The organism is Nonomuraea mesophila (assembly GCF_004352805.1).
Lineage (GTDB): Bacteria > Actinomycetota > Actinomycetes > Streptosporangiales > Streptosporangiaceae > Nonomuraea > Nonomuraea longispora.
On sequence record NZ_SMLD01000126.1, the window covers coordinates 1 to 26,739 of the forward strand.

Sequence of the window (26,739 nt, forward strand, 5' to 3'; positions counted from 1 at the left end):
CCCACACGCACACACCCCCCAACACCAGCACAAACGCTTACCAAATCCACAACAGCGACCGAGCACGGCCAAAGACTGACCCGGGAAGCCTCGGGTAGGACACGCACCCACCACACCCTGCCCCTGGCTCCAAGCCCGGGCCCCTTGTCAGCGCGAAGGAGCGCACACCATGACCTTCAACCCACTGCAGGAACGCGGCATCCCGCTGGACGACCAACTCCGCACCTGGCGCGAACTCAACGTCACCCCCATCGACCCCGACCACGCCGACCCCTACACCCGCTGCCGCATCATCACCATGAACGGCATCGAAGTCGAAGCCATCATGTTCAGCCACCACCTGGCCCGCCACTGCCCCGACACCGACCTCAAACAACACCTGGCCCGCATCCGCTACATCGAGGCCCAGCAGCAAAAAGCCGTCAACTGGCTCCTACCAGGACTCAACTCCGTCCTGGAAACCACCATCGCCTACGAACAAGTCGCCGTCGACCTGACCGCCTGGGTCGCCCGCATGGAACCCGACCCCTACCTCCAGCAGGCCTACCAATTCGGCGTCCTGGAAGACTTCGACCACCTCTACCGCTACTCCAACCTCTACGAAATGATCGAACACCGCAAAGCCGAGAAAATCGTCGACCAGCTCACCGAAGTCATGCCCGGCCGCCCCACCTACCTGCACCACCGCAACCCCATCGACAACGTCCGCGAACCCTACGACAAAACCACCGCCGCACCCCTGTCCAAACTCCACGCCCTGACCATCATGTCCGCCGAACAGCAGACCATGAACTTCTACATGAACGTCGGCCCCCTCTACATGGAGCCCATCGCCCGCCAGCTCTACCAGGAGATCGGCCTCATCGAGGAAGAACACGTCACCCACTACGAATCCCTCGTCGACCCCGGCGAAAGCTGGTGGGAAATGCTGCTCAACCACGAATACAACGAGTGCTACCTCTACCACTCCTTCATGGAGACCGAATCCGACCCCAAGGTGAAAAACATCTGGGAACTCCACCTCAACATGGAACTGGAACACCTGCGCCTGGCCGCCGAACTGTTCAAACGCCACGACGGCCGCGACCCCGAACAGGTCCTGGCCCCCGAACTACCCACCCCGGTCACCTTCGAGCCCAACAAGGCCTACCTACGCGAACTGCTGTCCACCCAGATCGACTACACCACCCTGGGCACCGGCTACGTCCAAGAAGCCCACGAACGCTTCGAGAAAATGCAGCAAGACCTCATGGGCGGCGAGAAAGCCCCCTCCGAACGCGTCATCGAGGACAACCGCGCCGTCTCCGGCCGCGAATACCGCCTCCAGACCGACGGCGAACACCCGATCACCAGCCTGGCCGCCAACCGCTGACCACCACCGGGCCGACGGGACGGCACAGCGGAACGGCCGGGCGCGGCACAGCACCGCCCGGCCGTTCCGCTGTGCCGGGGCCCGCGACCCTTGCTAGTGGTGGTAGGCGTGGATCACCGCGTGCCCCTTGCCGCGCCCGATGATCCATTTGTTGATCGGGGTCGTGATGACGAACGCGACCAGCAGCGAGAACGCCAGCGCGGACCAGAACAGCAGCGTGGCGAGCCCGGTGTCCATGGCGCCGGGGACGATCAGCATGACGCCGTTGTCGATGATCTCCATGATCAGGATCGACACGGTGTCGGCGGCCAGCGCGAGCCGCAGCGCGCTGCGCCACGTCAGGCCGGCCCGGATCAGGCCGCGCATGGTGAGCGCGTAGCCGAAGACGAACGCCAGGGCGACGGCCAGCAGGATGCTGGGCAGGTTGTGCCAGCCCAGCGCGGTGGCGATCACCATGCCGAGCACCTCGCCGATGGCGCAGCCGGTGAGGCAGTGCAGCGTCGCCGACGCCGCCGTTCCCCACGTCACCCGCACCGGCTGCGCGTCTTGATGTGTTCTGTCCTCCGCGCTCGTGTTCCTGCACCTCCCGGTCACTGGCCCCGCTGCTACCCATGCGGCTCCGGCTCCAACCGCGGGGCTGGAACGACGGCCGGGCCGCTACCCGCGCGCGCTCCGCCGCCTGCGCAGTCGCGCCGCGATGGCCCGCCTGCGGGATCACCTGGTCATGAGTGAAGCAGGAGCACCGCCAGGAACACCAGAACGGTGCCCCCGACCAGCACGAACTGCAGCCGCTCCCAGTCCGGTCCGGCGTCCGGGGCCCGGCTCGCCGGGCGCGCCCGCCCGGCGGCCAGGGCGTCCTGCCCGTCACCGGGCGAGTGGCGCTCCGTGAACCTGCGGACGATCAGCAGCAGGAACGGTAACGCCACGCCCGCCATGGCCAGGGCGGCGCCGAGCGCCCCTCCGGACGTGGTCGTCGCCAGCCGGATCCCGCCGACGACCAGGACGACCGCCAGCCCGAGCGCCGGGGCCGAGCGGCGGGTCAGGTTCATCGCCAGCGCGACCCGAACGGCGCCGAACGCCACCGACAGTGAGCCGATCCCCAGTTCCGCGGCCCCCTCGCCGTCGGCGAGCCACTGCTCCCGGTAGCGCTCGCGCCGCGCTTCACCGGGCAGGATCGCGGCGGCCGCGATGATGAGGCCCCGGGACAGCGCGTCCAACTCAAATCCCCGGCTCGGGCAGGGGCCCGTCGAGTGGCCGGTCCAGGGGCCGGTCCAGGGGGCGGTCCAGGGGGCGCGGCACGGTCGCCTGCTCGGCGACGGCACGGCGCGCGGCGGGCAGGGCGTCTCCCGCCAGCCGGTAGAAGCGCCGGCGCGGCCCCTCCCGCGCGGCGTCGGACTGCCAGCCGGAGAGCACCCATCCGCAGCGCTCCAGCCGGTCGAGGATGACGTACACGGCACCGGGGCCCCGGCCGGTCTCCTTGACGATCTCCAGCCCCCAGCGGGGATCGAGATCGGCCATGAGGACGTTGATCACGTCCACGGTGGCGGGGGTGATCGGCGGTGCCTGCCTCTCAGGCGTGATGGTTTCCCTCCGTGATCCGGCGGAGTGTGGATGTGTACTGCTGGAAGGCGTTACGCCCTTCGCCGGTCAGCACGAGCCAGGTGCGGGGGCGTTTGCCGACGAACCCCTTCTCCACCCGAACGTAACCCGCCTTCTCCAGGGTGTCGATGTGCTTGGACAGCAGTGAGTCGCTGACCTCGATCGTGTCCCTCAGATAGCGGAACTCGACCGTCTCCGCCGCCGCCAGCATGGCCACGATGGACAGCCGCACAGGAGCGTGGATGATCTCGTCGAGCGCATGGCGTGGATGACTCACCTGTCATCCGTCACACGGAGCATGCGGACCGCGGCGTAGAACAAGGGGCTGCTCGCGACCAGCGCGACCAGCACACCGGCGACCACCCGCAGGGCGCTTGGCTCCTGCGGGTGCACGAACATGTTGTAGAGCGCCGCGACGACGGTCGTCCCCACGAACGCCCCGGTGATGGGATAGGACAGCCGGGACACCAGCTGATCGTAGACCTGCCTGCGAACAACGTAGACGAACGCGGCGACGACGAGGACGCCGATCCCCAAGGCGGCGTAATCAGCCATCGCTGCCGAGCCGAGCAGCGTGGCCAGCCAGTAGCCCAGGCTTCCCAGCCCCGTCGCCAGGAAGAAATGCGCCCCCCACCGACTGGACTTCCGCACGGCGTCCTGCGCTCGCTGCACTTCGCGAAGGGCGGCCTCCGCTGACATGTCGTCGCGTTCCACTAGTTTCCCCCAGATCATCTATTTGACTCTCTGAAGAGTACTCAACCGTGGTTCAAGTGTCCAGGCCGCCGAGACTCGTTCGCCTGTTCCGCTCGGTCCCGCTCCGCGTCACAGGCCGCCGTTTCACGAAAGCCGGCAGGCGTTGACCGCGTGCGGCGCGAGCACCTGCGAGTCCTCCAGGATTTCGATGCAGAAGGCCTCGACGAGCGAGTTGCAGGCGCTGACCCTGGCCGGCGTCGAGGCGTAGCCGTTCTCGTTGAGGTAGGTGAGGCAGTCGTCCGGCGACTGCTGCACGACCCGCTGGACGCCCGGCTGGACCGGCCCGGCGGCCGCCTGCGCCGGCAGGGCGGACATGCCCATCGCGAGTGCGGCCAGAGTCCCGGAAATCGCGACGATCTTCAGAATGCGCATGACAGGCGAGCTCCCTTTCACTGCTTCGACATCCGGCCGCGCCACGGGTGGCCGAACCGGCGGATACGGTGCAGTTTTGTCTCGCCTGGAGCGAACGGCCAGGGCACGCACCGGACAGGAACCGGACACTCGCAGAAGCGTGCCCCGGTCAGGGAACTCGGCAGAGGGTTCAGGCGCTGGCGGCGGCGCGCCAGCGGGCCAGGATGCTCTCGTCGTCGGTGCTGCCGTGCCAGGCGGCGCCCTCGGGAATCACGTACGGGAGCCAGGTCGCGTAGTCGGGAGCGTCGGGCGCGATGTCGCGCGTGCCGTCCACGCGGGTGCCGTCCGGCAACACACCCGACTCGGGTACGCGCAGGACTCCGCCGGCCAGCATGATGGCGGTCATGAGCCGCGTCCCTCCCGTCTCACCGGTCACCGATCCTCCTCTCAGGATAGCGCGCACGTTCAGCAGGGCAAGGAAATCCGGTCAGCCCAGCCCGTACCGGCCGGAAAGCCACAGGTAGGCGCGCTGAGCGGCGTGCTCGTCCCCGAATAAGCCGATCAGGCGGCGGGCTCGTCCGGTGAGCACGCAGGCGAAGGCTTCGGCGTAGAGCTCGGCCGGGTCCTGACGGAAGGGCGGCGGTAACCGCGGCGCGCGCGAGGCGTGCAGGTGGGACCAGAACGCCCCGCGCGACGGCATGCCCTCCAGGTGGTCGGTGGCGTGCCCCAGTTCGTGCCCGGCCACGCTGACCGACGGGGAGGGCACGCTGCCGACGCCGACGCGGCGCCGGCCGGGGTCGTAGACACCGGCACTGCGCTCCCAGCGGCCCTGCTGGAACGGCAGCGCGACGCCGCGAAGCGCTTCGAACCCGGGCAGGTCCGGCACGGCGCCCGGCCCGACCACGATGCCGCCGTCGAGGTGTACGGCCAGCCGGACCCCCAGGGCCCGCGGCACGGCGGAGAGTGTCATGACGGCCAGGAGCGACTCGGCGGGCGGGAAGGTGCCGGGTTGCCAGGCCCGGGTCAGGCGGCGTTCGAGCGCACCCACGTGGAGCCAGCCCGGCCGCCCCCTGCTCTGGCCGGCCAAACCCATCTCCCCCGGTGTCCACCCTGCACGACCGCCCGGCCGCGCCTCAGCCCCATGGGCGAGAGCCGTCGACCGCGATCAACGTCGATGATCGCAAAGAACTCTAGCGAGGGTTGCGGTGCCGCGCATCCAGGCCTGCCGCGTACGGGCGCGCCGGAGCGCTCCTGACTCCGCGAATGCGAGGGCAGGATCGACTTTCTCATCGTTTCTGCGATGGCATACCCGTATTTTCACTGGAATGCGCGGAGAGTAAGGTGAGGGTTGTGACGACGTTCCGGATCAGCGAGGCCGCGGCGCTGCTCGGGGTCAGCTCCGACACCATACGCCGGTGGGTGGACGCCGGCCGGCTGGCCGCCGAGCGCGACGAGCACGGGCACCGGCGGGTCGACGGCGCCGACCTGGCGGCCTTCGCCCGCTCGCAGGTCGCGAGCGACGGCGAGGGCGGCCGTTCCTCGGCGCGCAACCGCATGCGCGGGATCGTCACCGAGGTGATCCGCGACGCGGTGATGGCGCAGGTGGAGATCGCCGCCGGGCCGTTCCGCGTGGTGTCGCTGATGAGCCGCCAGGCCGCCGACGAGCTGGGCCTGGAACCGGGGGTGGTGGCGGTCGCGGTGATCAAGTCCACCAACGTCGTCGTGGAGATCCCCGGTCACGAACGGGTGGCCGGGCACGTATGAGGAGCCTTCCTGTGGTGTTCGGGCGTGCTCCCCGATGGGCGATCATCCTGACCGTCGCGCTCACCCTGGCAGGGCTGCCGGGTTGCGGCCCCGGCGGATCGGCGTCCGCCGGCGGGGGCTCGAAGGAGGTGATGGTGTTCGCCGCGGCGTCGCTCACCGAGACGTTCACCACGCTCGGCACGAAGTTCGAGGCCGCGCATCCGGGCACCACGGTGCGGCTCAACTTCGGCTCCAGCGCCACGCTGGCCCAGCAGATCGTCCAGGGGGCGCCGGCCGACGTGTTCGCCTCGGCCAGCCCGGCCACGATGAAGACGGTCACCGACGCGTCCCTGGCGAGCGCGCCGACCACGTTCGCGCGCAACACACTGCAGATCGCCGTGCCCGCCGGCAACCCGGCGAAGGTCGACGAGCTGAAGGACCTGGCCGATCCCCAGGTGAAGGTGGCGCTCTGCGCCGAGCAGGTGCCGTGCGGCGCCGCGGCGGTCAAGGCGCTCGGCGCGGCCGGCCTCGCGGTCACCCCGGTCACCCTGGAGCAGGACGTCAAGGCCACCCTCACCAAGGTCGAGCTCGGCGAGGTCGACGCGGCGCTCGTCTACAGGACCGACGTGATCGCCGCCGGCGACGACGTACGGGGCATCGCCTTCCCCGAGGCCGGCCAGGCGGCCAACGACTATCCGATCGCCGTCCTGGTTGGGGCCCCGGCCGGTGACCTGGCCCGTCAGTTCGTCGACCTGGTGGTGTCGCGGCAGGGCCGCGACACCCTGACCGCGGCCGGCTTCGAGGTTCCCTGATCACGATGAACTCTCCGGCGTCGCGACCTCAGCCGCCCGGCCCGCGTGGCGGATCCTCCGGACGCGGGGGTTCGGGGCGGCTGCCGTGGTTGCTGGTGGTGCCCGCGCTCGCCGGGCTGGCCTTCCTCGTGCTGCCGCTGGCCGGCCTGCTGGTCCGCGCCCCCTGGCCCACACTTCTGGTACGGCTGGCGGAGCCGCACGTGCTGGAGGCGCTGCGGTTGTCCCTCGTGTGCGCCACCGTCGCCACCGCGCTCTGCCTGCTGCTCGGCGTGCCGCTGGCCTGGCTGCTGGCCCGGGTGGAGTTCCCCGGCCGGCGGCTCGTACGCGCCCTGGTCACCGTGCCCCTCGTGCTGCCCCCGGTGGTGGGCGGCGTCGCCCTGCTGCTGGTGCTGGGCCGGCGCGGCCTGGCCGGGCAGTGGCTGGAGGCGGCCTTCGGCATCACGTTGCCGTTCACCTCGGCGGGGGTGATCGTGGCCGAGGCGTTCGTCGCGATGCCCTTCCTGGTGATCAGCGTGGAGGGCGCGCTGCGCGGCGCCGACCGGCGTTTCGAGGAGGCCGCCGCCACGCTGGGCGCCTCGCGTCTGACCGTGTTCCGGCGGGTGACGCTGCCCATGGTCATGCCGGGCGTGGTGGCGGGCGCGGTGTTGTGCTGGGCGCGGGCGCTGGGCGAGTTCGGCGCGACGATCACGTTCGCCGGCAACTTCCCCGGCACCACGCGGACGATGCCGCTGGCGGTCTACCTGGCTCTGGAGACCGAGCCCGAGGCGGCGATCGTGCTCAGCCTGGTTCTGCTGGCCGTCTCGGTGGTCATCCTGGCCAGCCTGCGCGACCGGTGGGTGAACAGCCCGTGACGCTGCAGGCCCGCCTGGTGGTCGTCAGATCCGCCTCCACCCTCGACCTCGCCATGGAGGTCGCGCCGGGCGAGGTGGTGGCGCTGCTCGGCCCCAACGGCGCGGGCAAGACCACCGCGCTGCGCGCCCTCGCCGGGCTGACCCCGCTGACGGGCGGCCACATCACCCTCGACGGCGACGCCGTGCACGGGCTGGCCACCGAGCAGCGGCCGATCGGCATGGTCTTCCAGGACTACCTGCTGTTCCCGCACCTGTCCGCCCTGGACAACGTCGCCTTCGGGCCGCGCTGCCAGGGCGTCTCCAAGGCCGAGGCCCGCCGCGTCGCCGCCGCCCTCCTGGAGCGGGTCGGGCTGTCCGGCCAGGCCGATTCCAGGCCTCGCCGGTTGTCCGGCGGCCAGGCGCAGCGGGTGGCGCTCGCACGGGCGCTCGCCGTACGCCCGCGGTTGCTGCTGCTGGACGAGCCGCTGGCCGCGCTGGACGCCCACACCCGGCTGGAGATCCGCTCCCAGCTGCGCCACCACCTGGCCGACTTCGACGGCGCCACCGTCCTGGTCACCCATGAGCCGCTGGACGCCATGGTGCTGGCCGACCGGCTGATCGTCATCGAGAACGGCGCCGTCGTCCAGCAGGGCGCCCCTGCCGAGGTGGCCCGCCGTCCCCGTACGGACTACGTCGCCCACCTGGTCGGGCTCAACCTCTACCGCGGGCAGGCCGACGACCGGCGGGTCAAGGTCGGCGAGCTGCTCCTCAGCACCAGCGAACCCCTGCGAGGGCCCGCTTTCGTCGCCTTCCCGCCCTCCGCGCTCGCCCTCTACCGCACCCGCCCCGACGGCAGCCCCCGCAACGTGTGGCAGGCGCGCGTCGAGGGCGTCGAACGGCACGGCGACAACGTCCGCGTCCACCTCGACGGCCCGATCGCGGCCTTCGCCGACATCACCCCCGCCGCCCTGGCCGAGCTCGACCTGGTGCCCGGCAGGCAGGTGTGGGCGTCGGTCAAGGCCGCCGAGACGCACGCCTACCCGGCCTGAGCGCACGTCCGTGGCTACCCAGGTCCCCACCGGGGTGGCCGCAGGTCTACAACGGGCGTCGCGGGTCTAGCCCTGCGCCGGGCCGCCCTCGACCCAGGTTCGATGTCCGGGCGGCACCGGGTGTTGTGGACTTGACACATGATCGAGTTCGACCACGTACCGGCCGCGAAAGCCGACCGGAGCGCGCCATGACCGACGCCGACGTCCAGCCGATCGCGGGCGGTTCGAGGAGCACGGGGCACCACCGCTCCGGCGGGCGTGCCCCGTTCCGCCGGCTGCTGTCGGTCGAGACCCGCAAGCTCTTCGACACCCGCAGCGGCAAGATCATGACGGTGGCCCTGGCCGTGCTGACCGTGGCGGTCATGGCGGCGCGCGGCCTGGTGGCCGACCCGCGGCTGCACACCATGGTGGTGACCGCCGGGATCGGCTACGGCACCCTGCTCCCCGTGATCGGGATTCTGACGGTGACCGGCGAGTGGAGCCACCGCACCGCCCTGACCACGTTCGTGCTCGAACCCCGGCGCCTGCGGGTGCTGGCGGCCAAGTGCCTGCCGCCGCTGCTCACGACCCTGGCCGCGTCCGTTTTCGCGATGGTCGTCGCGGTGCCGGTGACGGCCGCCGTCGCCGCCGCGCAGGGCGTCCCCGCCGACTGGGCGGTCAGCCCCGGAGCGCTGCTGGGCTGGACCGCGGGGAACGTCCTCGTGGTCGCGATGGGCCTGTCCCTCGGCATGCTGCTCATGAACGCGCCGGCCGCGATCGTGATCTGCCTGGCGGCGCCCATGGTGTGGAGCCTCGTCGCCCGGCTCGGCAGCGCCGGCGAGTCCCTGGCCGGGTGGCTGCACCTGGGCACCACCGCCGCTCCCCTGATGTCCGGCGGCATGACCGGGGGTGACGTCCTCCGGCTGGCCGTGTCGGCGATCTTCTGGATCGTCCTCCCGATGGCGCTCGGCGCAGTCCGTGCCCTCCGCAAGGAAGTGACCTGACATGAGCCGCACACTCGTACGGACGCTGGCCTGTCTGTCCCTGGCCGCCCTTCTGGCCACCGGCTGCGGAGGCGTGGACACCTCCCGGGTGACGCCCGACACCGTGACCCCGCTCGACCGGGCCCCGCTCTCCGACGCCGCCGGCAAGCGGGTGGTGGGGATCGGCGAGGCCACGCACGGCAACAAGGAGTTCGTCCGGACCCGGGCGATCATCATCAGGAAGCTGGTCCAGGACCACGGCTTCCGCACCGTCGCCCTGGAGGCCGACTTCGGCGGCACGGCGGTGGCCAACGACTACGTCATGAACGGCAAGGGCGACGCGAAGGCGGCCGCCGCGGCGCTCGGCTTCGACATCTACCGGACCCGCGAGACGGCGGACCTGATCGAATGGATCCACGACCACAACGCCGGCGTCCCCGACGCCGACAAGGTGCGCCTCTACGGCTTCGACATGCAGCGCTACGACCGGAACAAGGAGCGGCTGCTGCGCTACCTCGCCACGGCCGACCCCGCGAGGGTCCGCCCGGTCGAGGAGTCGCTGGCCGACCTCACCGACGCCACCAGGGCCGACCAGGACCAGGCGAAGGTCACCGCCGCCGCCACCGCCGCGGAACGGCTCGTCGCCCGCATGAAGGACAACCGCGAGACGTACGTGCGCCGCAGCTCCGAGCAGGCGTACGCGCTCGCCGTGCACCACGCCGAGACGATCCTGCGCGGCGCGCGGCTGCAGGTGTCCGGCGGCGACTACGCGCGCAAGCGGGACGCCTGGATGGCCGGGAACGTCGGCTGGATCGCCGGCCTGGAGGGCTCCCAGGGCCGCAGGAAGATGGTGGTGTGCGGGCACAACGGCCACATCGACGAGAGCGGCGCCGCGTTCTCCTTCGCGTCGATGGGGCAGCGGCTGGCCAAGACGTACGGCGAGGACTACTTCACGATCGGCACGGAGTTCGGCGAGAGCACGTTCACGGCCAAGGACGAGGGCTCCGGGCGGCGCGAGCGGTTCACGGTGAGCCACGACTCGCCTCTGGCCAAGCTGTTCGGCGGCGAGCGGCTGGGCTACGTCAACCTCGCGCAGGCCTCCGCCAAGCCCGGCAACCGGGAACTGCTCGCCTCGGAGATCCCGATGGGCAGCGTCGGCGACGCCTTCCGCTCGGTCTACAGCCACCTGAGCTGGACGTACACGGTGAAGATGACCCCCGCCAAGGCGTACGACGCGCTGGTGTACGTGCCGGACGCCCATCCCGTCACGCCCCTGTGACGGGAGCTGCCGGGGAAACCGCATGTCCGCGGGACACACCGGGCGAGGCGATCACAGTGATCGACATCACCGTCACGTAGGGTGACTGTCAATCACTTTCCATAACTGCCTGTGGAGGCATCATGAAATCCACCGCCCGTCTGACCGCCGTCCTGGCCACCGGCGCGCTGATGACCGTCGCGCTCGCCGCTCCCGCCGCCGCCGCGGCTCCCACAGCGGACCTGTTCGGTTCGCTGCTCAGCCAGGTGGGCAACCTCCTCGGGGGCCTCCTGGGCGGAGGGGCTCTCGGCGCCCTCCTCCCCGGCATCCTCGGCTGATCGCCGCACGCGCTGCGGCATTGACGTCCGTTTCGACGACGGCCGTCCGCGCCGGCATGCACACCGAACAGACCTCACGTGTCCCCCGCCGGGGCGGCGCCGGGTCTCAGATGGGCGGCGAGCAGTTCGGCCAGGTGCAGCGGGCGGCGTTCCGGCGCGGTGTGGTCGATCTGGGTGCGGCAGCTGAAACCGTCGGCCAGGATCACCGTGTCCCCGCCGGCGCCGCGGATGGCGGGCAGCAGCTCGTGCTCGGCGCAGGCCAGGGACACGTCCATGTGCCCCGCGGTGAAGCCGAAGTCGCCCGCCAGCCCGCAGCAACCTTCCACGGTGCGCAGCCGGGCTCCGGCGCGGGCCAGAAGGTCCTGGTCGGCCTGGTAACCGAGGACGGCGTGCTGGTGGCAGTGCGGCTGGCCGATGACGTCGCGGTCGATGGCGGGCGGCTGCCAGCCGTCGGCGCGGGTGAGCAGTTCGGCCAGCGTCGTGGTCTGTTCCGCCAGGCGCGCGGCGTCGCGGTCGTGCGCCAGCAGGGACGGGGCGTCGTCGCGGAAGACCGCCGTGCAGCTCGGCTCCAGGCCGACGACGGGAATGCCCTGCCGCAGCAGCGGCGCGAGCGCACGCAGCGTACGGCGCAACACCCGTTCGGCGACGCCGAGCTGGCCCGTGGAGATCCAGGTGAGCCCGCAGCACAGCGTGCGCGGCGGGATGAGCACCCGGTAGCCGGCGGCTTCGAGCACCTTCACGGCGGCGGCCGCGATGCGCGGCGAGAGGTTGTCGGTGAAGGTGTCGGGCCACAGCAGCACGCTGCCGCGTTCGCCGGTGCCGCGCGGGCCGCGCCGCCGGTAGGAGTCGCTGAAGCGGGTATGCGCGAACGTCGGCAACGACCGGCGCGGTTCGATGCCGCCCAGCCGCTTGACCAGCCCGGCCAGGCCGGGAGCGTGGGTCAGCGCGTTGACCGCGCCCGGCGCGAGCGCGGCCAGCCGGGCCCACAGCGGCAGCCAGCCCATGCTGTAGTGGGCCGCGGGGCGCAGCCGGTGCGCGTAGTGGTGGGCCAGGAACTCCGCCTTGTACGTCGCCATGTCCACGTTCATCGGGCAGTCGTGCTTGCAGGCTTTGCAGGCCAGGCAGAGGTCGAGCGCGTCGCGTACCGCTTCTGAGCGCCAGCCACCCGTGACGGGAGTGTCGGCGTGGCCGTTCAGCATCTCGAACAGCAGCCGGGCCCGGCCGCGGGTGGAGTGCTCCTCCTCTCCGGTCGCGCGGTAGGAGGGGCACATGACGCCGCCGGTGTGGCTGCGGCACTGGCCGACGCCGACGCAGCGCATCACGGCCCACTGGAAGCTGCCCTCGTCGTGCGGGTAGCCGAACGTCACGGCGGGTTCCGCGGGCGTCCACGCGCTGCCGAGGCGCAGGTCGCCGGTGGCCGCGTTCGGTGGCCCGTCAGGGCCGACGATCTTGCCGGGGTTCATCCGGTCGCCGGGGTCGAAGAGCGCCTTGACCTCGCGGAAGGCGGTCATGATGTCGGGGCCGAACATGACGGGGAGCAGCTCGGCCTTGGACTGGCCGTCGCCGTGCTCGCCGGACAACGAGCCGCCGTAGGAGACCACCAGGTCGGCGGCGCGGCGCAGGAAGGCGTGGAAGGCGGCGACGCCGTCGGCGGTCACCAGGTCGAAGGGGATGCGGGTGTGCACGCACCCCTGCCCGAAGTGCCCGTAGAGCGCCGCCTCGCCGTAGCCGAACTCGGTGAACAGGCGGCGCAGGTCGCGCAGATAGTCGCCGAGCCGCTCCGGCGGGACGGCGGAGTCCTCCCAGCCTTCCCAGGTGACCCGCATGTCGGGGACGCGGGCGGTGGCGCCGAGCCCGCCTTCGCGCAGGGCCCACAACTGCCGTTCGGCGTCCTCGTCGTCGAAGGAGGACACGTGCGGCGCGTGCGGGCCGCCGCGCAGGTCGTCGACGAGGGCCTGGCTGCGCCGGTCGGCCTCCTGCCGGGTGCGCCCGGCGAAGGACACCATGAGCCAGCCTCCGCCCGCCGGCAGCCTGGCCAGGGCCTCGGCGTTCATGTGCCGGCGGCGTTCGTCGCCGATGAGCTTGTCGTCCAGGCCCTCCAGCTGCAGCGGACGGTGGGCGGCGACGCGCGGCACGGCGTCGGCGGCGGCGACGACGTCGGGATAGCCGAGCAGGACCAGCGTCTCGTATTCCGGCACCGGCACGAGCTTCAGCTCCGCCCGCAGCACCGTGACCAGCGTGCCCTCCGAGCCGACGAGTGCCCTGGCCAGGTCGAAGGGGCCCCCGGGCAGCAACTGGTCGAGGTTGTAGCCGGACACCCGGCGCGGGATGTCGGGGAAGCGCGCCCTGATCTCGCCGGCGTGCGCGTCCGCGATCTCGCGCAGCCGCCGGTAGAGGTGGGCGCGGGCGCCGCCCTCGGCCAGGATGCGCGCGTACTCCTGCTCGCTGGTGGGGCCGACCCACATGCGCGTCCCGTCGTAGGTGAGAATCTCCAGGCGGGAGACGTTGTCGGAGGTCTTGCCGTACGCCTGGGCGGTCGAGCCGCAGGAGTTGTTGCCGATCATGCCGCCGATCGTGCAGTGGGAGTGGGTGGACGGGCGCGGCCCGAACATCAGGCGTGTGTCCGCGAGCCGCCGGTTGAGGTCGTCGAGCACGATGCCGGGCTCGACCACGCACGTCGCCGCCCGCGCGTCCACGGAGACCAGGCGGTCGCAGTACTTCGACCAGTCGATGATCACCGCGACGTTGCAGGTCTGCCCCGCCAGGCTGGTGCCGCCGCCGCGTGAGGTGATCGGCGCGCCGTGCTCGCGGCAGACGGCCACGGCCTCGGCGGCGTCCTCCACGGTGCGGGGCACGACGACACCGAGCGGCACCATCCGGTAGTTGGAGCCGTCGGTCGAGTAGGCGCCGCGGCTGCCGGGGTCGAAGCGTACCTCTCCGTCCACGCGGGACCTCAGGTCCCGTTCGAGGTCCCGCACGCGCACGTACGGCCGGCCGTCGCGGCGTACGGGGGCGGGAAGGTGCTCGGTCCTGGCCATGGCCCTCACTCCCCCAGCTGGGACAACGGGTCGTCGAGGTGCCGCCTGCCCCCTCGCGGGGGCCTTAACCTGAAGGCCACGCGGACCCGCCTCCCCGGAAGCCCGGCGACGCGGCGGCGAAAAAGCCCGTACGAAAGTCGCGGCGGGACGTCAAGCCGGCGGCGGCGGCTCCGACCAACGGTCGGAAGGGGCCCCGGCCGGGGCTCCGCGCGACACGAGGAGTACGACATGAAGTTTCTGATCAGCATGCACATCAACCCGGCCGTGCTGGACGCGCTCACCGACGAGGAGAGGGCGGCGATCGGCGACGGCCACGCCAGGTTCATCGGGGCGCTGAAGGAGTCCGGCGAGCTGATCAGCACGCAGGCGCTGGTCGACCCCTCCCAGGCGGCCGTGGTCTCCGTGCGCGACGGCCGGCCGGTGGTGACCGACGGCCCTTTCCTGGAGGCGAAAGAATATCTGGGCGGCTTCTACCTGATCGACTGCGAGGACAAGGAGCGGGCGATCGAGCTGGCGGCGCAGATCCCGGACGCCGCGATCGAGGGGCTGGGGATCGAGGTGCGGCAGGTGATGTTCGCTGACGGGCCGTCGGAGGCGTGACGACCCCGGCCGTCGAGGACCTGCTGCGCGAGCTCGCGCCGCAGGTCCTCGGCACGCTGGTACGCCGGCACGGCCAGTTCGAGGGCTGCGAGGACGCCGTGCAGGAGGCCGTGCTCGCCGCCACCGTGCAGTGGCCGGCCGACGGGGTGCCGGGCAACCCGCGCGGCTGGCTGATGACGGTCGCGTCCCGGCGGCTCATCGACGAGATGCGCAGCGACCGGGCACGCCGCGAGCGGGAGTCGGCGACGGCCGCCGAGTCGCCGCCCGACGTGCCGGACACCGACGACACGCTCGTCCTGCTGTTCCTGTGCTGCCATCCGGCGCTGACCCCCGCCTCCCAGACGGCGCTGACGTTGCGGGCGGTCGGCGGCCTGACCACCGCCGAGATCGCCCGCGCGTTCCTCGTGCCGGAGGCCACGATGGCGGCCAGGATCAGCCGGGCCAAGCAGCGCATCAGGGCCGCCGGCAGCTCGTTCGGCCTGCCGGAGGGGGCGGAACGGGAGGAGCGGCTGCGGGTCGTCCTGCACGTGCTCTACCTAATCTTCAACGAGGGTTACACCGCCTCGTCGGGCGGCGACCTGCACCGCGTCGACCTCGCCCACGAAGCCATCCGCCTGACCAGGATGGTCCACGCGCAACTGCCCGGCGACGGCGAGGTGACCGGGCTGCTCGCGCTGATGGTGCTGACCGACGCCCGCAGGCGGGCGCGTACGACGGCGGCGGGCGACCTGGTGCCGCTGGCCGAGCAGGACCGTACGACGTGGGACCGGGCCCTGATCGACGAGGGCATCGAGCTGGCCAAGGCGTCGCTGGCCGCTCCGGCGCTGGGGCCGTACCAGTTGCAGGCGGCCATCGCGGCCACGCACGCCGACGCGGCCACGGCCGAGGAGACCGACTGGCGGCAGGTGCACGCGCTCTACCTGATCCTCGAACGGATCGCGCCCAACCCGATGGTCACGCTCAACCGGGCGATCGCGCTGGCCGAGGTCGAGGGCCCGGCGGCCGGGCTGGCCCTGCTGTCCACGCTCGACGGTGACGAGCGGCTGGCCGGGCATCACCGGCTGCTGTCCGTACGCGCCCATCTGCTGGAGCGGACCGGCGACGACGCCGGCGCGTACGAGCATTACCGGCGTGCCGCGAGGGCCACCGCGAGCATCGCCGAGCAGCGCTATCTGGAGGCGCGGGCCGGCCGCGTGAGGCCCTGACCCGGGCCGGCCGCCGGCCCCGCGCGCGGTGATCCCCAGGACTCTTCCGACCGGCGGAGGCGCTTGATGCAGATGGCTGGCAGTTGCGGCTTATGTGCAAAAATGAGGTCGCATGCCCGACCTCTCGACCCCGGAGACTCGCCCCATGAGCCGCACTCCAGCCAGGCCGTCCGCCCGCGACAACGCGCCGCCGAAGGCGGTCGCATGAGAAGGCTGTTCGTCCTGGTGGCCGCTCTGACGCTGACCGCGTGCGGGCAGGCGCCCGCCGCCCAGGAGGCCGGTCCGGCCGCGGCGCCGCAGCCCGGCTTCCCTGTCACGGTCGAGAACTGCGGGCGCACCCTCACCTTCGACCGGCCACCCTCCAAGGTCGTCACCGGCTATCACCCGTCGCTGGAGACGCTGCTCGCCCTCGGCCTGGGCGACCGCATCGCCGGGCGTACGAACTTCTCCGAGAGCGCGTTCCTGCCCGGCCACAAGGAGCTGTACGACAAGATCCCGGAGATCTCGCCGACGATCATGTTGCCGCAGAAGGAGGTCATGCTCGCCCAGGGCGCCGACTTCGTCCTGGACAACCAGATGGCCAGCTTCGACGCCGCCGGCGGCTACGCCACCGTGGAGGAGCTGGACGCCGCCGGCTCCCCGGTGTACATCCTGGGCGGCTGGTGCAGCCCCGAGGAGACGCTCGAGTTCACCCTGGACGACACGTTCACCGACCTGCGCAACCTCGGCAAGATCTTCGGCGTCCCCGACCGCGCCGACAAGCTGGCCACCGAGCTGCGCGGGCGGCTCGACGACGTACGCGAGCGCGTCGCCGGCCGGCCGCCGGTCAAGGTGCTCGCCACCGACGGCGGCAAGGGGCCGGTCAACGCCTACGGCGGCGCCGGCGTCACCCACCAGATGATCAACGCGGCCGGCGGCGTGAACGTGCTGGCCGACGTCAAGGGCGACTACACCGAGGTCAGCGTGGAGCAGGTCAGCGCCGCGCAACCGGACGCCATCCTGGTCAGCGAGTACGCCACCCTGCGCGGCGAGACCATGCCCACCGTGCGGGCCAAGACCGCCGACGCCCTCGCCATCGCCAGGAACAGCCCCGCGGCCAAGGCCCGGCGGGTGCTCCCGTTGCCGGTCGCGGCCCAGCATCCCGGCTACCGCAACCTGCTCGCCATCACCGACATCGCCCGCTTCCTGCACCCCGGCGCGTTCACGTCATGACCAGCGAGACCCGGCAGGAGGCGGCCCCGGCCAGGCCCGCGAGCATCGCCCGGCCCCGCCGTCGCGGCGGCGGGTTCGCGGTGCTCGTCGCCGTGCTCGCCGCGGCGGTGATCGCCTCCACCTGGCTGGCGGTCAGCATCGGCGCCGTACACGTCGCGCTGCCGCAGGCGTGGGGCATCGTCGCCGACCGGCTGGCGCCCGGCCTCGTCCCGCGTACGTGGACGCCGGTGCAGGCGCAGATCGTGTGGGAGTTCCGGCTGCCGCGCGCGCTGCTCGCGCTCCTCGTCGGGGCAGGGCTGGCGGTGGTCGGGGCGGTGCTGCAGGCGCTGGTGCGCAACCCGCTGGCCGACCCGTTCCTGCTCGGCATCTCGTCGGGCGCGTCCTTCGGCGCGGTACTCGTGCTCATCCTGGGCGCCTCCACGCTGGGCGGGCTGTCGCTGTCGGGCGCCGCCTTCGCCGGCTCGCTGCTGGCCCTCGGCCTGGTGTACGCGCTGGCGCAACGTTCCGGCCGGATCACCCCGTCGCGGCTGGTGCTGGCCGGGGTCGCGCTGGCGTACCTCTTCCAGGCCCTCTACAGCTTCGTGCTGCAGCAGGCGCAGAGCGGACGGGCGGCGCAGCAGGTGCTGTTCTGGCTCATGGGCAGCCTGGGCGGGGCCCGCTGGTACATGCTGCCGCTGCCCACCGTCGTGCTCGTCGCGGGCCTGGTCTACCTGCTGCTGCAGCACCGCCGGCTCAACGCGCTCACCGCCGGGGAGGAGACCGCCGCATCCCTCGGCGTGAACGTGCAGCGCCTGCGCCTCACGCTGTTCGTCCTCACCTCGCTGCTGGTCGGGGTCCTCGTGGCCACCAGCGGCGCGATCGCGTTCGTCGGGCTGATCGTGCCGCACGCGGCCCGCCTGCTCGTCGGGGCCGACCACCGCAGGGTGCTGCCGGTCACGGCGCTGCTCGGGGCGGCGTTCCTGCAGCTCGTGGACGTCGCCGCGCGCACCGTCAACGCGCCCCAGGAGCTGGCGCTCAGCATCGTGACCGCGCTGTTCGGCGTGCCGTTCTTCCTGTGGCTGCTGCGCCGGCGCTCGGTCGACCGGGCGGTGACCGTCACATGAGGCTCGACCTGCGCGGCGTCTCCGTACGCCTCGACGGCCGCCCGATCGTGCACGAGGCCGACCTCCTGGTCGGGGACGGCGAGTTCGCCGCCCTCGTCGGGCCGAACGGCTGCGGCAAGTCCACCCTGCTGCGCACGATCTACCGGGCGCTGCGTCCCTCGGCCGGGCTCATCAGGGTGGACGGCGACGACGTGCACCGCCTGTCCTGGCGCGAGTCCGCCCGGCGTACCGCCGTGGTGGCCCAGGAGACGCCCTCCGAGCTCGAGTTCACGGTCGGCGAGGTCGTGCTCATGGGGCGTACGCCGTACGAACGTGACGCGGCGGCCGACGCGGAACGGTGCGCGCGGGCGCTCGACCGCGTAGGGCTCACCGGCGCGGAGGAGCGGGTCTACGCCACCCTGTCCGGCGGCGAGAAGCAGCGGGCGCTCATCGCCCGCGCGCTGGTCCAGGAGACCCGCCTGCTGCTGCTCGACGAACCCACCTCCCACCTGGACATCCGCCACCAGCTGGAGATCCTGCACCTGGTGCGCGAGCTGGGCGTCGCCACGCTGGCGGTGCTGCACGACCTCAACCAGGCCGCCGCGTTCTGCGACCGCCTCTACGTCATGAGCGCCGGCCGCGTCCTCGCCGGAGGACCGCCCGAGCAGGTCCTCACCCCCGAGCTGATCTCCGAGGTGTACGGAGTCCGCGCCGTCCGACGCCCCCAGCTCGTCTTCGAACGGCTCAAGGACGAGCCGTGAGGCGCGCGGAAGATTTACCGCCGTGGTTGTCACAGCCTTGAGGGCACGCATGTCTTAACTGACGAGCGGCCGGCACGGACGAGCCGGCGAACCCGAAAGGACATGCCATGAAGATCGTAGTCATCGGCGGGACGGGGCTGATCGGCTCGAAGCTCGTGACGAAGCTGCGTGAGCAGGGCCACGAGGCCGTGGCGGCCTCGCCGAGGACCGGCGTCGACACCCTCACCGGCGAAGGGCTGGCCGAGGCGCTGGAGGGCGCTCAGGTGGTGGTCGACGTGTCGAACTCGCCGTCGTTCGAGCCCGCCGCCGTGCTGAACTTCTTCGAGACCTCCACCCGCAACCTGCTCGCCGTCGAGGCGTCGGCCGGCGTCGGCCACCACGTCGCGCTGTCGATCGTGGGGACGGAGCGGATGCCCGAGAACGGCTACTTCCGGGCGAAAATCTCCCAGGAGGAGCTGATCGAGAAGTCGGGCGTCCCGTTCTCGCTCGTGCACGCCACCCAGTTCCATGAGTTCGTGCGCGGCATCGCCGACGAGGCCACCGACGGCGGCGAGGTGCGGATCGCCCCCGTACGCTTCCAGCCCATCGCGGGCGACGACGTCGCGGCGGCGCTGGCCAGGGTCTCCACCGGGCCGCCGCTGAACGGGAAAATCGAGGTCGCGGGGCCCGAGCAGTTCCGGATGGACGAGTTCTTCCGGCAGGCGCTGGCCTCCTGGGGCGACCGGCGCGAGGTGGTCACCGACCCGCACGGGCGCTATTTCGGCAGCGAGCTGGACGAACGTTCGCTGGTCCCCCTCGACGGCGCGACCCTCGGCACGATCCGCTACGACGACTGGGCGTCATCGGGCTCGTGAGGCCGGGCCCTGCCGGACGGGGCCCGGCCTCATGTGGTGGTGCCGTCGTTCCTCACGACCTCGCCCGTGGCGGCGTCCACCGCCACCTTGTGCTTGGTCCCGTCGGGCGTGAGCACGTCCGCCTCCCACACGGTTCTGCCCCGCTCCGTGTCCAGGTTGAGCTCCGTGAGGCGCCCCTCGGGCACCGTGGCCAGGACCTTGTCGGCCGCCTGGGCGTAGTCAAGCTCGGCCGCCGCCAACTGGTCCCGGCGCTCGGCCTTGTCGTCGGCGTCGCCGTCCTCGGCGGCGGGACCGTTGACGATCTTCTCGCCCTCGACGTCGAGCTGGTGTTCGGTGCCGTCCTTGCCGACGACCTGCACCTCCCACAGCCGGCCGTTCTCCTCGGTCTCGATGGAGACGAGCACGGAGCCGGGCACCGCGGCCAGCGCCGCCTGCGCGGCCCGCTTCAGTCCGCCCGTCTCCGAACCGCTCGTCCCCGGCCCGCCCGTCTCCGGACCGCTCGGGGACGCGGTGCCGGAGGTGGGGGTGCCGATGGACGGTGAGGACTCGGCGGCCAGCTCGTGCCCCTCGTGCCCCGTGTGGGGGGCGGTGCCGCAGCCCCCGGCGAGCACGGCCGCCCCGGCCAGAACCCCGATGATCGTCGTCTTCATAGGTGTCGGCTGCCCCGGAGACAGCAGATCACTCACCCGGCCCGAGCGCCGGTGTACGGCTACGCCTTCGTGGCCTGGGCGATGCGCACCATGGTGCCCGAGGGGTCGCGGAACGCGCAGTCACGCGGCCCCCACGGCTGGTCGATGGGCTCCTGCAACACTTCGGCGCCCGACGCGCGCACCTGCTCGAAGGTCGCGTCGAGGTCGTCGGTGCTGAACATGATCATCGGGAGCGCGCCCTTGGCGAGCAGCTCCTGGAGGGCGTCGCCGTCGGCCTTCGGCCGGCCGGAATGCGGTGTGGAGAGTACGTAGTCGGGGGCGGGCACGCCCGGGGTGCCGAGGGTGACCCAGCGACCCTCGTCGGTGGGGACGTCGTTGCGCACCTCGAGGCCGAGCGCGTCGCGGTAGAAGGCGAGCGCTTCGTCGACGTCGTGGACGGTGATGTGGAAGGTCTGCAGTGAGATGGTCATGCGGACAACGCTAGGCAGCGGCGCCGGGGCCCGCTTCTTCGATCCTGCTCGGTGTGTCCTTCGTCGGCCGGGTGTGCACCTTCGCCACGCACGGGGGCATCGCCGTCACGGCCGCGTGCTCCCTCGCGCGGTAGGCGCTCGGCGTCTCCCCGGTCAGCTGGGTGAAGCGGGAGCTGAACGACCCGAGCGAGGTACAGCCGACCGCCATGCACGCGTCGGTCACGCTGACCCCCGCGCGCAGCAGCGCCATCGCGCGTTCGATGCGGCGGGTCATGAGGTAGTTGTACGGCGTCTCGCCGTAGGCCGCCCGGAACTGCCGTGAGAAGTGGGCCGGCGACATGAGCGCGTGGCGGGCCAGCGTCGGCACGTCGAGCGGCCGGGTGTATTCCCGGTCGATCAGATCCCGGGCCCGCCGCAGGTGCACGAGGGTGGCGAGGTCTTGCGGGGTCATGGGGGAAGCGTATACCCACCCGGCCCGCCACGGGCAGGTACGCGCTCGGTGGCGCGTGGCCCCGCGATGGAGGCGCCGGCGGGGATCCTCCCGCTGCCGGAGCTGCGCGGCCCCATACGACGATCGGACGGCCCCCGAGCCGATGCGCTGGGAGCCGTCCGACCGTGCTGCCTGAACGTCCGACCGTGCTATCTGAAGCGGCGCAGCCGCAGGCTGTTGCTCACCACGAACACGCTGGAGAACGCCATCGCCGCTCCGGCGATCATGGGGTTGAGCAGGCCGAGCGCGGCCAGCGGGAGGGCCGCGACGTTGTAGGCGAAGGCCCAGAACAGGTTGCCCTTGATCGTCCTCAGGGTCCTTCGGGACAACCTGATCGCGTCCGCCGCGACCCGCAGGTCACCTCTGACCAGGGTGAGGTCGGAGGCCTCGATGGCGGCGTCGGTGCCCGTGCCCATCGCCAGCCCCAGATCGGCCTGGGCCAGCGCGGCGGCGTCGTTGACCCCGTCGCCCACCATGGCCACGACCCTGCCCTCGCCCTGCAGCCGCTTGACCACGTCGACCTTGTCGGCGGGCAGCACCTCGGCGATCACCTCGTCGATGCCCACCTCGGCGGCGACCGCCCTGGCCGCCTCCTCGTTGTCGCCGGTCAGCAGCACGGGCGTGAGCCCCAGCGCGGTCAGCTGCCGCACGGCCTCCTCGCTCGTCGGCTTGATGGCGTCGGCCACGACGAGCACCGCCCTGGCCTTGCCGTCCCAGCCGACCGCGACGGCCGTGCGGCCGCCGGCCTGGGCGGCGCGCAGGACCCGCTCCAGCTCCGCCGGCAGGTGCTGCGACCACTCCGCCAGCAGCCTGGGCCGGCCGACCAGCACCGCGTGCCCGTCGACGATGCCCTGCACGCCGAGCCCTTCGACGTTCGCGAAGTCCTCGGGCGCGGGCAGCTCTCCGACGCGCTCGGCGGCGCCCGCGGCCACGGCCTGCGCGATGGGGTGCTCGGAGGCGTGTTCCAGGGCCCCGGCCAGGCGCAGCACCTCGGCCTCGCTCTCCCCTTCTGCGACGTGCACCTCGCTGAGGGTCATGCGGCCCTCGGTGACCGTGCCCGTCTTGTCGAGCACGACGGTGTCGATCCCGTGGGTCGACTCCAGCGCCTCAGGACCCTTGATCAGGATGCCGAGCTGGGCGCCCCTGCCGGTGCCGACCAGCAGGGCCGTCGGCGTGGCCAGGCCGAGCGCGCACGGGCAGGCGATGATCAGCACCGCGACCGCCGCGGTGAACGCCGCCCCCGCGCCGCCGCCCGTGCCCAGCCAGAACCCGAGCGTCCCGATCGCCAGCGCGATCACGATCGGCACGAACACGCCGGAGATGCGATCGGCCAGCCGCTGCACCTGCGCCTTGCCGGTCTGCGCCTCCTCCACCAGCTTGGCCATCTGGGCCAGCCGCGTCTCGCCGCCCACCCGGGTGGCGCGGACGACGAGCCTGCCGCCCGCGTTCACGGTGGCGCCGGTGACGGCGTCGCCCGGGCGTACGTCCACGGGCACGGACTCGCCCGTCAGCATGGAGGCGTCGACCGCCGAGGCACCCTCCACCACCACGCCGTCCGTGGCGATCTTCTCGCCGGGACGGACCACGAACGTGTCGCCCACCTGCAGCCGGTCGGCGGGGATGCGGAGCTCGGCGCCGTCGCGCAACACCGCGACGTCCTTGGCCCCCAGGTCGAGCAGGGCCCGCAGCGCCGCGCCCGCCCGCCGCTTGGAACGGGCCTCGAAATAGCGCCCGGCCAGGATGAACGCGGTGACCCCCGCCGCCGCTTCGAGATAGATGTTTCCCGACCCGTCGGTGCGTTCGATCGTGAACTCGAACGGATGGGTCATGCCGGGCATGCCCGCCGTGCCGAAGAACAGCGCCCACAACGACCAGCCGAGCGCGGCCAGCGTACCGATCGAGACCAGCGTGTCCATGGTGGCCGCGCCGTGGCGCAGGTTGGTCCAGGCGGCCTTGTGGAACGGCCACCCCGCGTACACCACGACCGGCGCCGCCAGCGTCAGCGACAACCACTGCCAGTTCGTGAACTGCAGCGGCGGGATCATGGCCATCGCGATCACCGGCACGGCCAGCACCACGGAGGTGATCAACCGGTGGCGCAGCGGCCGCAGCTCGTCCCGCGGCTCCTGCCCGGCCGCGTCCGCCTGGGGCGGCGCGGGCAGCTCGGCGGTGTAGCCGGCCTTCTCCACCTCGGTGACGAGGTGCCGGGGGTCGACGCCGGCCGGGAAGGTGACGTTCGCCTTCTCGGTGGCGTAGTTGACCGTCGCGGTCACGCCGTCGAGCTTGTTGAGCTTGCGCTCGATCCGGTTGGCGCAGGATGCGCAGGTCATGCCGCCGATCGAGAGCTCGACCGCCTGGTGCCGGTCATCGGTGAGCGTGGACATCACCGTTCTCCTCTCGTGTTCAGTGGCCGTGGCCGTCGTCGTCGTGCCCGCCGGACGTGGTGGCCGGGGTCCGCCGGGGCTCGGCCGCCTGGTTGCCGCCGCCGAGCGTGAAGTCGGCCGTGCGGACCTTCCCGTCGTGCTTGAAGTCCAGGAACAGACGGTAGTCGCCGTCGCTCGGCACCTCAGCGTAGAAGACGATGTCCGGCCCCGCCGCGGTCTTGCCGTCGCCGGGCTCGCCGTCGGGATGCACGTGCAGGTAGGCCAGGTCGTTGGCGCGCAGGGCCACCAGGTGGCCGTAGGCGCCGAGGTAGGGCTGCAGGTCGGTGACCGGCTCGCCGTCCTTGGTGACCTTGAGGGTGAGCTCGCTGGAGCGGCCGGGCCTCAGGTCCCCGTCGAGGGTGACGGTGTAGCCGTCCACGGTGGAGGTGCGGGTGACCGGCGGCAGCGATTCGGGTTCGTAGTCGCCCGCCACGGACAGGTCGGTCCCCAGGGTGAGGGCGTCGCCGCCGGTGGGGGCGAAGTCGGCGAAGGCGCGGTAGGCGCCCGCCTTGGGGAAGGTGATCTTCACCGACCACGTGCCGTCGGAGGCCATCTCCGGATGCACGTGCTGGAAGGTCGACAGGTCACGGGACACGACGATGAGGTGCATCTTCTTGTCGTGCTGGACCTCGTAGCCGGTGACCGGCCGGCCGTCGGGCCCTGTCACGGTGAAGCGGAAGTCGGCGGGCTCACCGGGTCTGATCTTGGTGGTGAGCGAGGTGAGGGTGTAGCCGTTCTCCGACACTTGGAGCCCCCCGGGGGTATGGTCGGCCGCCTGCTGGGTGGCATGGTCGTCGTGCTTCGCGCTCGCGGTGGGGGCCGCCATGGCGCTGTGGTCGCCGGGCGCGGGCGTCGCACCGGTGGAGCTGGTGGCGCTGGTGGCGCTGGTCGCGACCGGGCCGACGACCTTGCCCGCGCCCAGGGCGCCGCCGAAGACGACGGCGAGCCCCAGGACGTACGAGCCGATCTTGACCGGCGTGTTCATGACGGACCTGCCACGCCGTATCCGGCGCCCTCGACTGCGGCGACGATCTTCGCCGCGTCGACAGAGCCGTCACTGTCGACCGTCAGGCGCCCTGACGCCAGGTCCACCTCGACGGCGGTGACGCCGGGAACCTCGCCGACCTCCTCCTTGACCGAGCTCACGCAGTGTCCGCAGGTCATGCCCTTGACGGTGTAGGTGGTGGTGCTCATCACAATCTCTCTTTCCCTTATGAACGGACAAGTCGGGCGATGGCCTCGGCGGCCTCCTTGACTTTGGCCTCGGCCTCGGGGCCGCCCTTCTGTGTGGCCTCGGCCACGCAATGGGCCAGGTGCTCTTCGAGCAGCGACAGGGAGAACGACTTCAGCGCGCTGGTCGCCGCCGACACCTGGGTCAGGATGTCGATGCAGTACTTGTCGTCTTCGACCATGCGCTGCAGGCCCCGGATCTGACCCTCGACACGGCGCAGCCGCAGCGCGTGGTCCTGCTTGTTACCGCTGTATCCGTGCATCGCCGGCCCCTTCTGTGGCGTCGCTCGAAAAACACTATACCCCCCTATGGTATTCCCGGCGCAAGAGGCTTCTCCTGCGCCCCGCCACGACGGACATGAACCCTACGGGGGTACCCCTTATGAGTACCAGGCGGCGGCGCGCGATGCGAACCGCCTGCTGGACCGACGTGCTCCGCAACCACCCAGCGAGAAGCGCGCCCGGCGGTCCGACCCGCACGACCGGTACGCTTCCCCCGTCAAGGGCGGCGGATGGCGGAGGACGTCGGTGAAGAGGCTGTTGGCGCGGCTCTGGCACACACTCCGCGGGCCGGTGAAGTGGCGGCTGCTCTACCTCTCGCAGGACAAGTTCATGGTCGGGGTGACCGGCGTCGTACGCGACCCTGACGGCAACGTCCTGCTGCTGCGCCACCGCTTCTGGGCCGAGGACCAGCAGTGGGGGCTGCCGACGGGCGGCGCGCAGCGCGGCGAGACCTTCGAACAGACGGTCGCCCGCGAGGTCATGGAGGAGACCGGGCTGGAGGTGCGCGTCGGGGAGATGGTGCAGCTCAGAAGCGGGTTCCAGGGTCGAGGTCGCGTACACGGCCGGGTACGCCGGCGGCGGCACGATGCGCCTGAACCCGATGGAAATTCTTGAAGCCCGCTGGTGCGCCCCCGACGACCTCCCCAAGGGCCTGCTGGAGCCGCACCGGCGGCTGATCGAAGCATCACACCGGTAGGGGCCGGCGCAGCGGGATACGATGCTCAGACCTGAGGATCCTCGCCGAGGCGTCGCCCGACCGGGCTTCGAGGATCGGGCCGGCTCGCCGGTCGCGTCTCCCTACCCGTGGGAGGTGCGTGCCCGATGAGCATCCGTACGGTCGTCACCGTGGTGGCGGCAGGCGCGGCGGCCAGCATGGCTTTGGGGGAGTTCGTCCCCTTCCTGACCTCTGTGAGCGCGGAGTTCCGGCTGTCGCTCACCGCCGCCGGCCTGCTGTCGTCGGCCATCACGCTGGTCGCCGGACTCACCTGTCTGCCGCTCGGGTTGTGGGTCGACCGCCGCCCGCTGCGCGGGTTCTTCGTGGCCGGTCTGGTGGCACTTGGGGTGGCGGGCCTGGCGGCGACGCTCGCGGACGGGCCGGGAGTGTTGTTCGGGTCACGGGCCGTCCAGGCCGCCGGGTACGCCCTCGTCATGATCACCGGCCCCGGGCTGCTGGCCCGCCTGCTGAAGGGCCGGTCCCGGCAGACGGCACTGGCGCTGTGGGGGTTGTGCATCCCCTCGGGGCTGGCCCTGGCCGGCGCCCTCGGCGGGGCGACCATGGGCTGGCGTGCCGAGGTCGCCGTGGTGGCCACGATCACCGTACTGCTGGCCGTGCCCGCCGCGACGTTGCCACCCGACGCCCCGCCCACCCATGAGC

Annotated in this window: 32 protein-coding genes; 16 read left to right on the forward strand and 16 right to left on the reverse strand. The window is 71.8% G+C overall.

All coding sequences use genetic code 11. The annotated features are described in order from the left end of the window. Nucleotides 1–169 precede the first annotated feature (169 nt). The gene (locus E1295_RS34385; RefSeq protein ID WP_132637103.1) at nt 170–1,372 is read left to right on the forward strand and encodes a hypothetical protein; all 1,203 of its coding nucleotides are present in this window, start codon (nt 170–172) and stop codon (nt 1,370–1,372) included. Between the two features lie 93 nt (nt 1,373–1,465). Here the strand turns inward: E1295_RS34385 and E1295_RS34390 are convergent, their stop codons facing one another. The 8 genes from E1295_RS34390 to E1295_RS34425 all read right to left on the reverse strand — a co-directional run bounded on the left by E1295_RS34390 (nt 1,466) and on the right by E1295_RS34425 (nt 5,162). Beyond that, entirely contained in the window at nt 1,466–1,900 is a 435-nt protein-coding gene (locus tag E1295_RS34390) for a DUF4396 domain-containing protein (protein ID WP_246080695.1), read from the reverse strand. A gap of 194 nt (nt 1,901–2,094) precedes the next feature. Beyond that, nucleotides 2,095–2,589 (reverse strand): hypothetical protein, encoded by a 495-nt coding sequence (locus E1295_RS34395; RefSeq protein ID WP_132637107.1) that lies wholly within the window; start codon nt 2,587–2,589, stop codon nt 2,095–2,097. Between the two features lies 1 nt (nt 2,590). Continuing rightward, entirely contained in the window at nt 2,591–2,911 is a 321-nt protein-coding gene (locus E1295_RS34400) for a PadR family transcriptional regulator (RefSeq protein ID WP_220449034.1), read from the reverse strand. 31 nt (nt 2,912–2,942) lie between these two features. Then, the gene (locus E1295_RS34405) at nt 2,943–3,248 is read right to left on the reverse strand and encodes a winged helix-turn-helix domain-containing protein (protein ID WP_132637109.1); all 306 of its coding nucleotides are present in this window, start codon (nt 3,246–3,248) and stop codon (nt 2,943–2,945) included. Further along, on the reverse strand, nt 3,245–3,703 hold the full coding sequence (locus E1295_RS34410) for a hypothetical protein (protein ID WP_132637111.1): 459 nt from the start codon (nt 3,701–3,703) through the stop codon (nt 3,245–3,247). Before E1295_RS34410 ends, E1295_RS34405 begins: the two co-directional genes overlap by 4 nt. A gap of 105 nt (nt 3,704–3,808) precedes the next feature. After that, nucleotides 3,809–4,096: a hypothetical protein gene (locus E1295_RS34415; RefSeq protein WP_132637113.1), complete on the reverse strand. Its 288-nt coding sequence runs from the start codon at nt 4,094–4,096 to the stop codon at nt 3,809–3,811. A 169-nt stretch (nt 4,097–4,265) separates the two neighbouring features. Next, nucleotides 4,266–4,511 (reverse strand): hypothetical protein, encoded by a 246-nt coding sequence (locus tag E1295_RS34420; protein ID WP_132637115.1) that lies wholly within the window; start codon nt 4,509–4,511, stop codon nt 4,266–4,268. A gap of 51 nt (nt 4,512–4,562) precedes the next feature. After that, nucleotides 4,563–5,162, reverse strand: coding sequence for a hypothetical protein (locus tag E1295_RS34425; protein ID WP_132637117.1), 600 nt, complete (start codon nt 5,160–5,162; stop codon nt 4,563–4,565). 263 nt (nt 5,163–5,425) lie between these two features. On the opposite strand from E1295_RS34425, the gene E1295_RS34430 reads away from it, so the two are divergent. The 7 genes from E1295_RS34430 (at nt 5,426) to E1295_RS34460 (ending at nt 11,067) form a co-directional block, all read left to right on the forward strand. After that, the gene (locus E1295_RS34430; protein ID WP_132637119.1) at nt 5,426–5,839 is read left to right on the forward strand and encodes a TOBE domain-containing protein; all 414 of its coding nucleotides are present in this window, start codon (nt 5,426–5,428) and stop codon (nt 5,837–5,839) included. Continuing rightward, nucleotides 5,836–6,630, forward strand: a complete 795-nt coding sequence (gene modA, locus E1295_RS34435) for a molybdate ABC transporter substrate-binding protein (protein ID WP_132637121.1) — start codon at nt 5,836–5,838, stop codon at nt 6,628–6,630. The genes E1295_RS34430 and modA overlap by 4 nt, the downstream gene beginning before the upstream one ends. A 5-nt stretch (nt 6,631–6,635) precedes the next feature. Next, entirely contained in the window at nt 6,636–7,481 is an 846-nt protein-coding gene (locus E1295_RS34440) for an ABC transporter permease (protein WP_132637123.1), read from the forward strand. Beyond that, complete coding sequence (locus E1295_RS34445; protein WP_132637163.1) at nt 7,478–8,509, forward strand: ABC transporter ATP-binding protein; 1,032 nt, start codon at nt 7,478–7,480, stop codon at nt 8,507–8,509. Before E1295_RS34440 ends, E1295_RS34445 begins: the two co-directional genes overlap by 4 nt. A 188-nt stretch (nt 8,510–8,697) precedes the next feature. Beyond that, a complete protein-coding gene (locus E1295_RS34450) occupies nt 8,698–9,492 on the forward strand; it encodes an ABC transporter permease (RefSeq protein WP_132637125.1) in 795 nt (264 codons plus the stop codon). A 1-nt stretch (nt 9,493) separates the two neighbouring features. Next, complete coding sequence (locus tag E1295_RS34455) at nt 9,494–10,750, forward strand: erythromycin esterase family protein (protein ID WP_132637127.1); 1,257 nt, start codon at nt 9,494–9,496, stop codon at nt 10,748–10,750. Nucleotides 10,751–10,872: 122 nt separating this feature from the next. Beyond that, nucleotides 10,873–11,067: a hypothetical protein gene (locus tag E1295_RS34460; protein WP_132637129.1), complete on the forward strand. Its 195-nt coding sequence runs from the start codon at nt 10,873–10,875 to the stop codon at nt 11,065–11,067. Between the two features lie 74 nt (nt 11,068–11,141). Here E1295_RS34460 and E1295_RS34465 read toward each other — a convergent pair whose 3' ends face one another. Further along, a complete protein-coding gene (locus E1295_RS34465; protein ID WP_132637131.1) occupies nt 11,142–14,105 on the reverse strand; it encodes an FAD-binding and (Fe-S)-binding domain-containing protein in 2,964 nt (987 codons plus the stop codon). Nucleotides 14,106–14,333: 228 nt separating this feature from the next. Between E1295_RS34465 and E1295_RS34470 the strand changes: the two genes are divergently transcribed. The 6 genes from E1295_RS34470 (at nt 14,334) to E1295_RS34495 (ending at nt 19,819) form a co-directional block, all read left to right on the forward strand. Next, nucleotides 14,334–14,705: a YciI family protein gene (locus E1295_RS34470; RefSeq protein ID WP_132637133.1), complete on the forward strand. Its 372-nt coding sequence runs from the start codon at nt 14,334–14,336 to the stop codon at nt 14,703–14,705. Beyond that, a complete protein-coding gene (locus E1295_RS34475) occupies nt 14,702–15,910 on the forward strand; it encodes an RNA polymerase sigma factor (protein ID WP_132637135.1) in 1,209 nt (402 codons plus the stop codon). The genes E1295_RS34470 and E1295_RS34475 overlap by 4 nt, the downstream gene beginning before the upstream one ends. 204 nt (nt 15,911–16,114) lie before the next feature. Further along, nucleotides 16,115–17,122, forward strand: coding sequence for an ABC transporter substrate-binding protein (locus E1295_RS34480; RefSeq protein WP_166427548.1), 1,008 nt, complete (start codon nt 16,115–16,117; stop codon nt 17,120–17,122). Next, nucleotides 17,119–18,225 carry a FecCD family ABC transporter permease gene (locus tag E1295_RS34485; protein ID WP_132637139.1) on the forward strand — a complete coding sequence of 369 codons (1,107 nt, stop codon included), beginning with the start codon at nt 17,119–17,121 and terminating at the stop codon, nt 18,223–18,225. The genes E1295_RS34480 and E1295_RS34485 overlap by 4 nt, the downstream gene beginning before the upstream one ends. Then, nucleotides 18,222–18,965: an ABC transporter ATP-binding protein gene (locus tag E1295_RS34490; protein ID WP_132637141.1), complete on the forward strand. Its 744-nt coding sequence runs from the start codon at nt 18,222–18,224 to the stop codon at nt 18,963–18,965. Before E1295_RS34485 ends, E1295_RS34490 begins: the two co-directional genes overlap by 4 nt. 107 nt (nt 18,966–19,072) lie before the next feature. After that, the gene (locus E1295_RS34495; protein ID WP_132637143.1) at nt 19,073–19,819 is read left to right on the forward strand and encodes an SDR family oxidoreductase; all 747 of its coding nucleotides are present in this window, start codon (nt 19,073–19,075) and stop codon (nt 19,817–19,819) included. A gap of 29 nt (nt 19,820–19,848) precedes the next feature. Here the strand turns inward: E1295_RS34495 and E1295_RS34500 are convergent, their stop codons facing one another. From E1295_RS34500 to E1295_RS34530, 7 genes are all read right to left on the reverse strand, one after another. After that, complete coding sequence (locus E1295_RS34500) at nt 19,849–20,469, reverse strand: PepSY domain-containing protein (RefSeq protein ID WP_132637145.1); 621 nt, start codon at nt 20,467–20,469, stop codon at nt 19,849–19,851. A gap of 59 nt (nt 20,470–20,528) precedes the next feature. After that, nucleotides 20,529–20,939, reverse strand: coding sequence for a VOC family protein (locus tag E1295_RS34505; RefSeq protein ID WP_132637147.1), 411 nt, complete (start codon nt 20,937–20,939; stop codon nt 20,529–20,531). Between the two features lie 10 nt (nt 20,940–20,949). Then, nucleotides 20,950–21,390, reverse strand: a complete 441-nt coding sequence (locus tag E1295_RS34510) for a helix-turn-helix transcriptional regulator (protein ID WP_132637149.1) — start codon at nt 21,388–21,390, stop codon at nt 20,950–20,952. 188 nt (nt 21,391–21,578) lie between these two features. Then, nucleotides 21,579–23,813: a heavy metal translocating P-type ATPase gene (locus E1295_RS34515; protein ID WP_132637151.1), complete on the reverse strand. Its 2,235-nt coding sequence runs from the start codon at nt 23,811–23,813 to the stop codon at nt 21,579–21,581. Nucleotides 23,814–23,832: 19 nt separating this feature from the next. Further along, a complete protein-coding gene (locus E1295_RS34520) occupies nt 23,833–24,837 on the reverse strand; it encodes a hypothetical protein (RefSeq protein WP_132637153.1) in 1,005 nt (334 codons plus the stop codon). Beyond that, nucleotides 24,834–25,046 carry a heavy-metal-associated domain-containing protein gene (locus E1295_RS34525; RefSeq protein ID WP_132637155.1) on the reverse strand — a complete coding sequence of 71 codons (213 nt, stop codon included), beginning with the start codon at nt 25,044–25,046 and terminating at the stop codon, nt 24,834–24,836. Before E1295_RS34525 ends, E1295_RS34520 begins: the two co-directional genes overlap by 4 nt. Nucleotides 25,047–25,063: 17 nt before the next feature. Continuing rightward, the gene (locus E1295_RS34530; protein WP_132637157.1) at nt 25,064–25,345 is read right to left on the reverse strand and encodes a metal-sensitive transcriptional regulator; all 282 of its coding nucleotides are present in this window, start codon (nt 25,343–25,345) and stop codon (nt 25,064–25,066) included. 265 nt (nt 25,346–25,610) lie between these two features. On the opposite strand from E1295_RS34530, the gene E1295_RS34535 reads away from it, so the two are divergent. Next, nucleotides 25,611–25,979 (forward strand): NUDIX hydrolase, encoded by a 369-nt coding sequence (locus E1295_RS34535; protein WP_246080700.1) that lies wholly within the window; start codon nt 25,611–25,613, stop codon nt 25,977–25,979. 207 nt (nt 25,980–26,186) lie between these two features. Further along, on the forward strand, nt 26,187–26,739 hold a 553-nt coding region (locus E1295_RS34540; protein WP_132637159.1), incomplete at its 3' end, for an MFS transporter.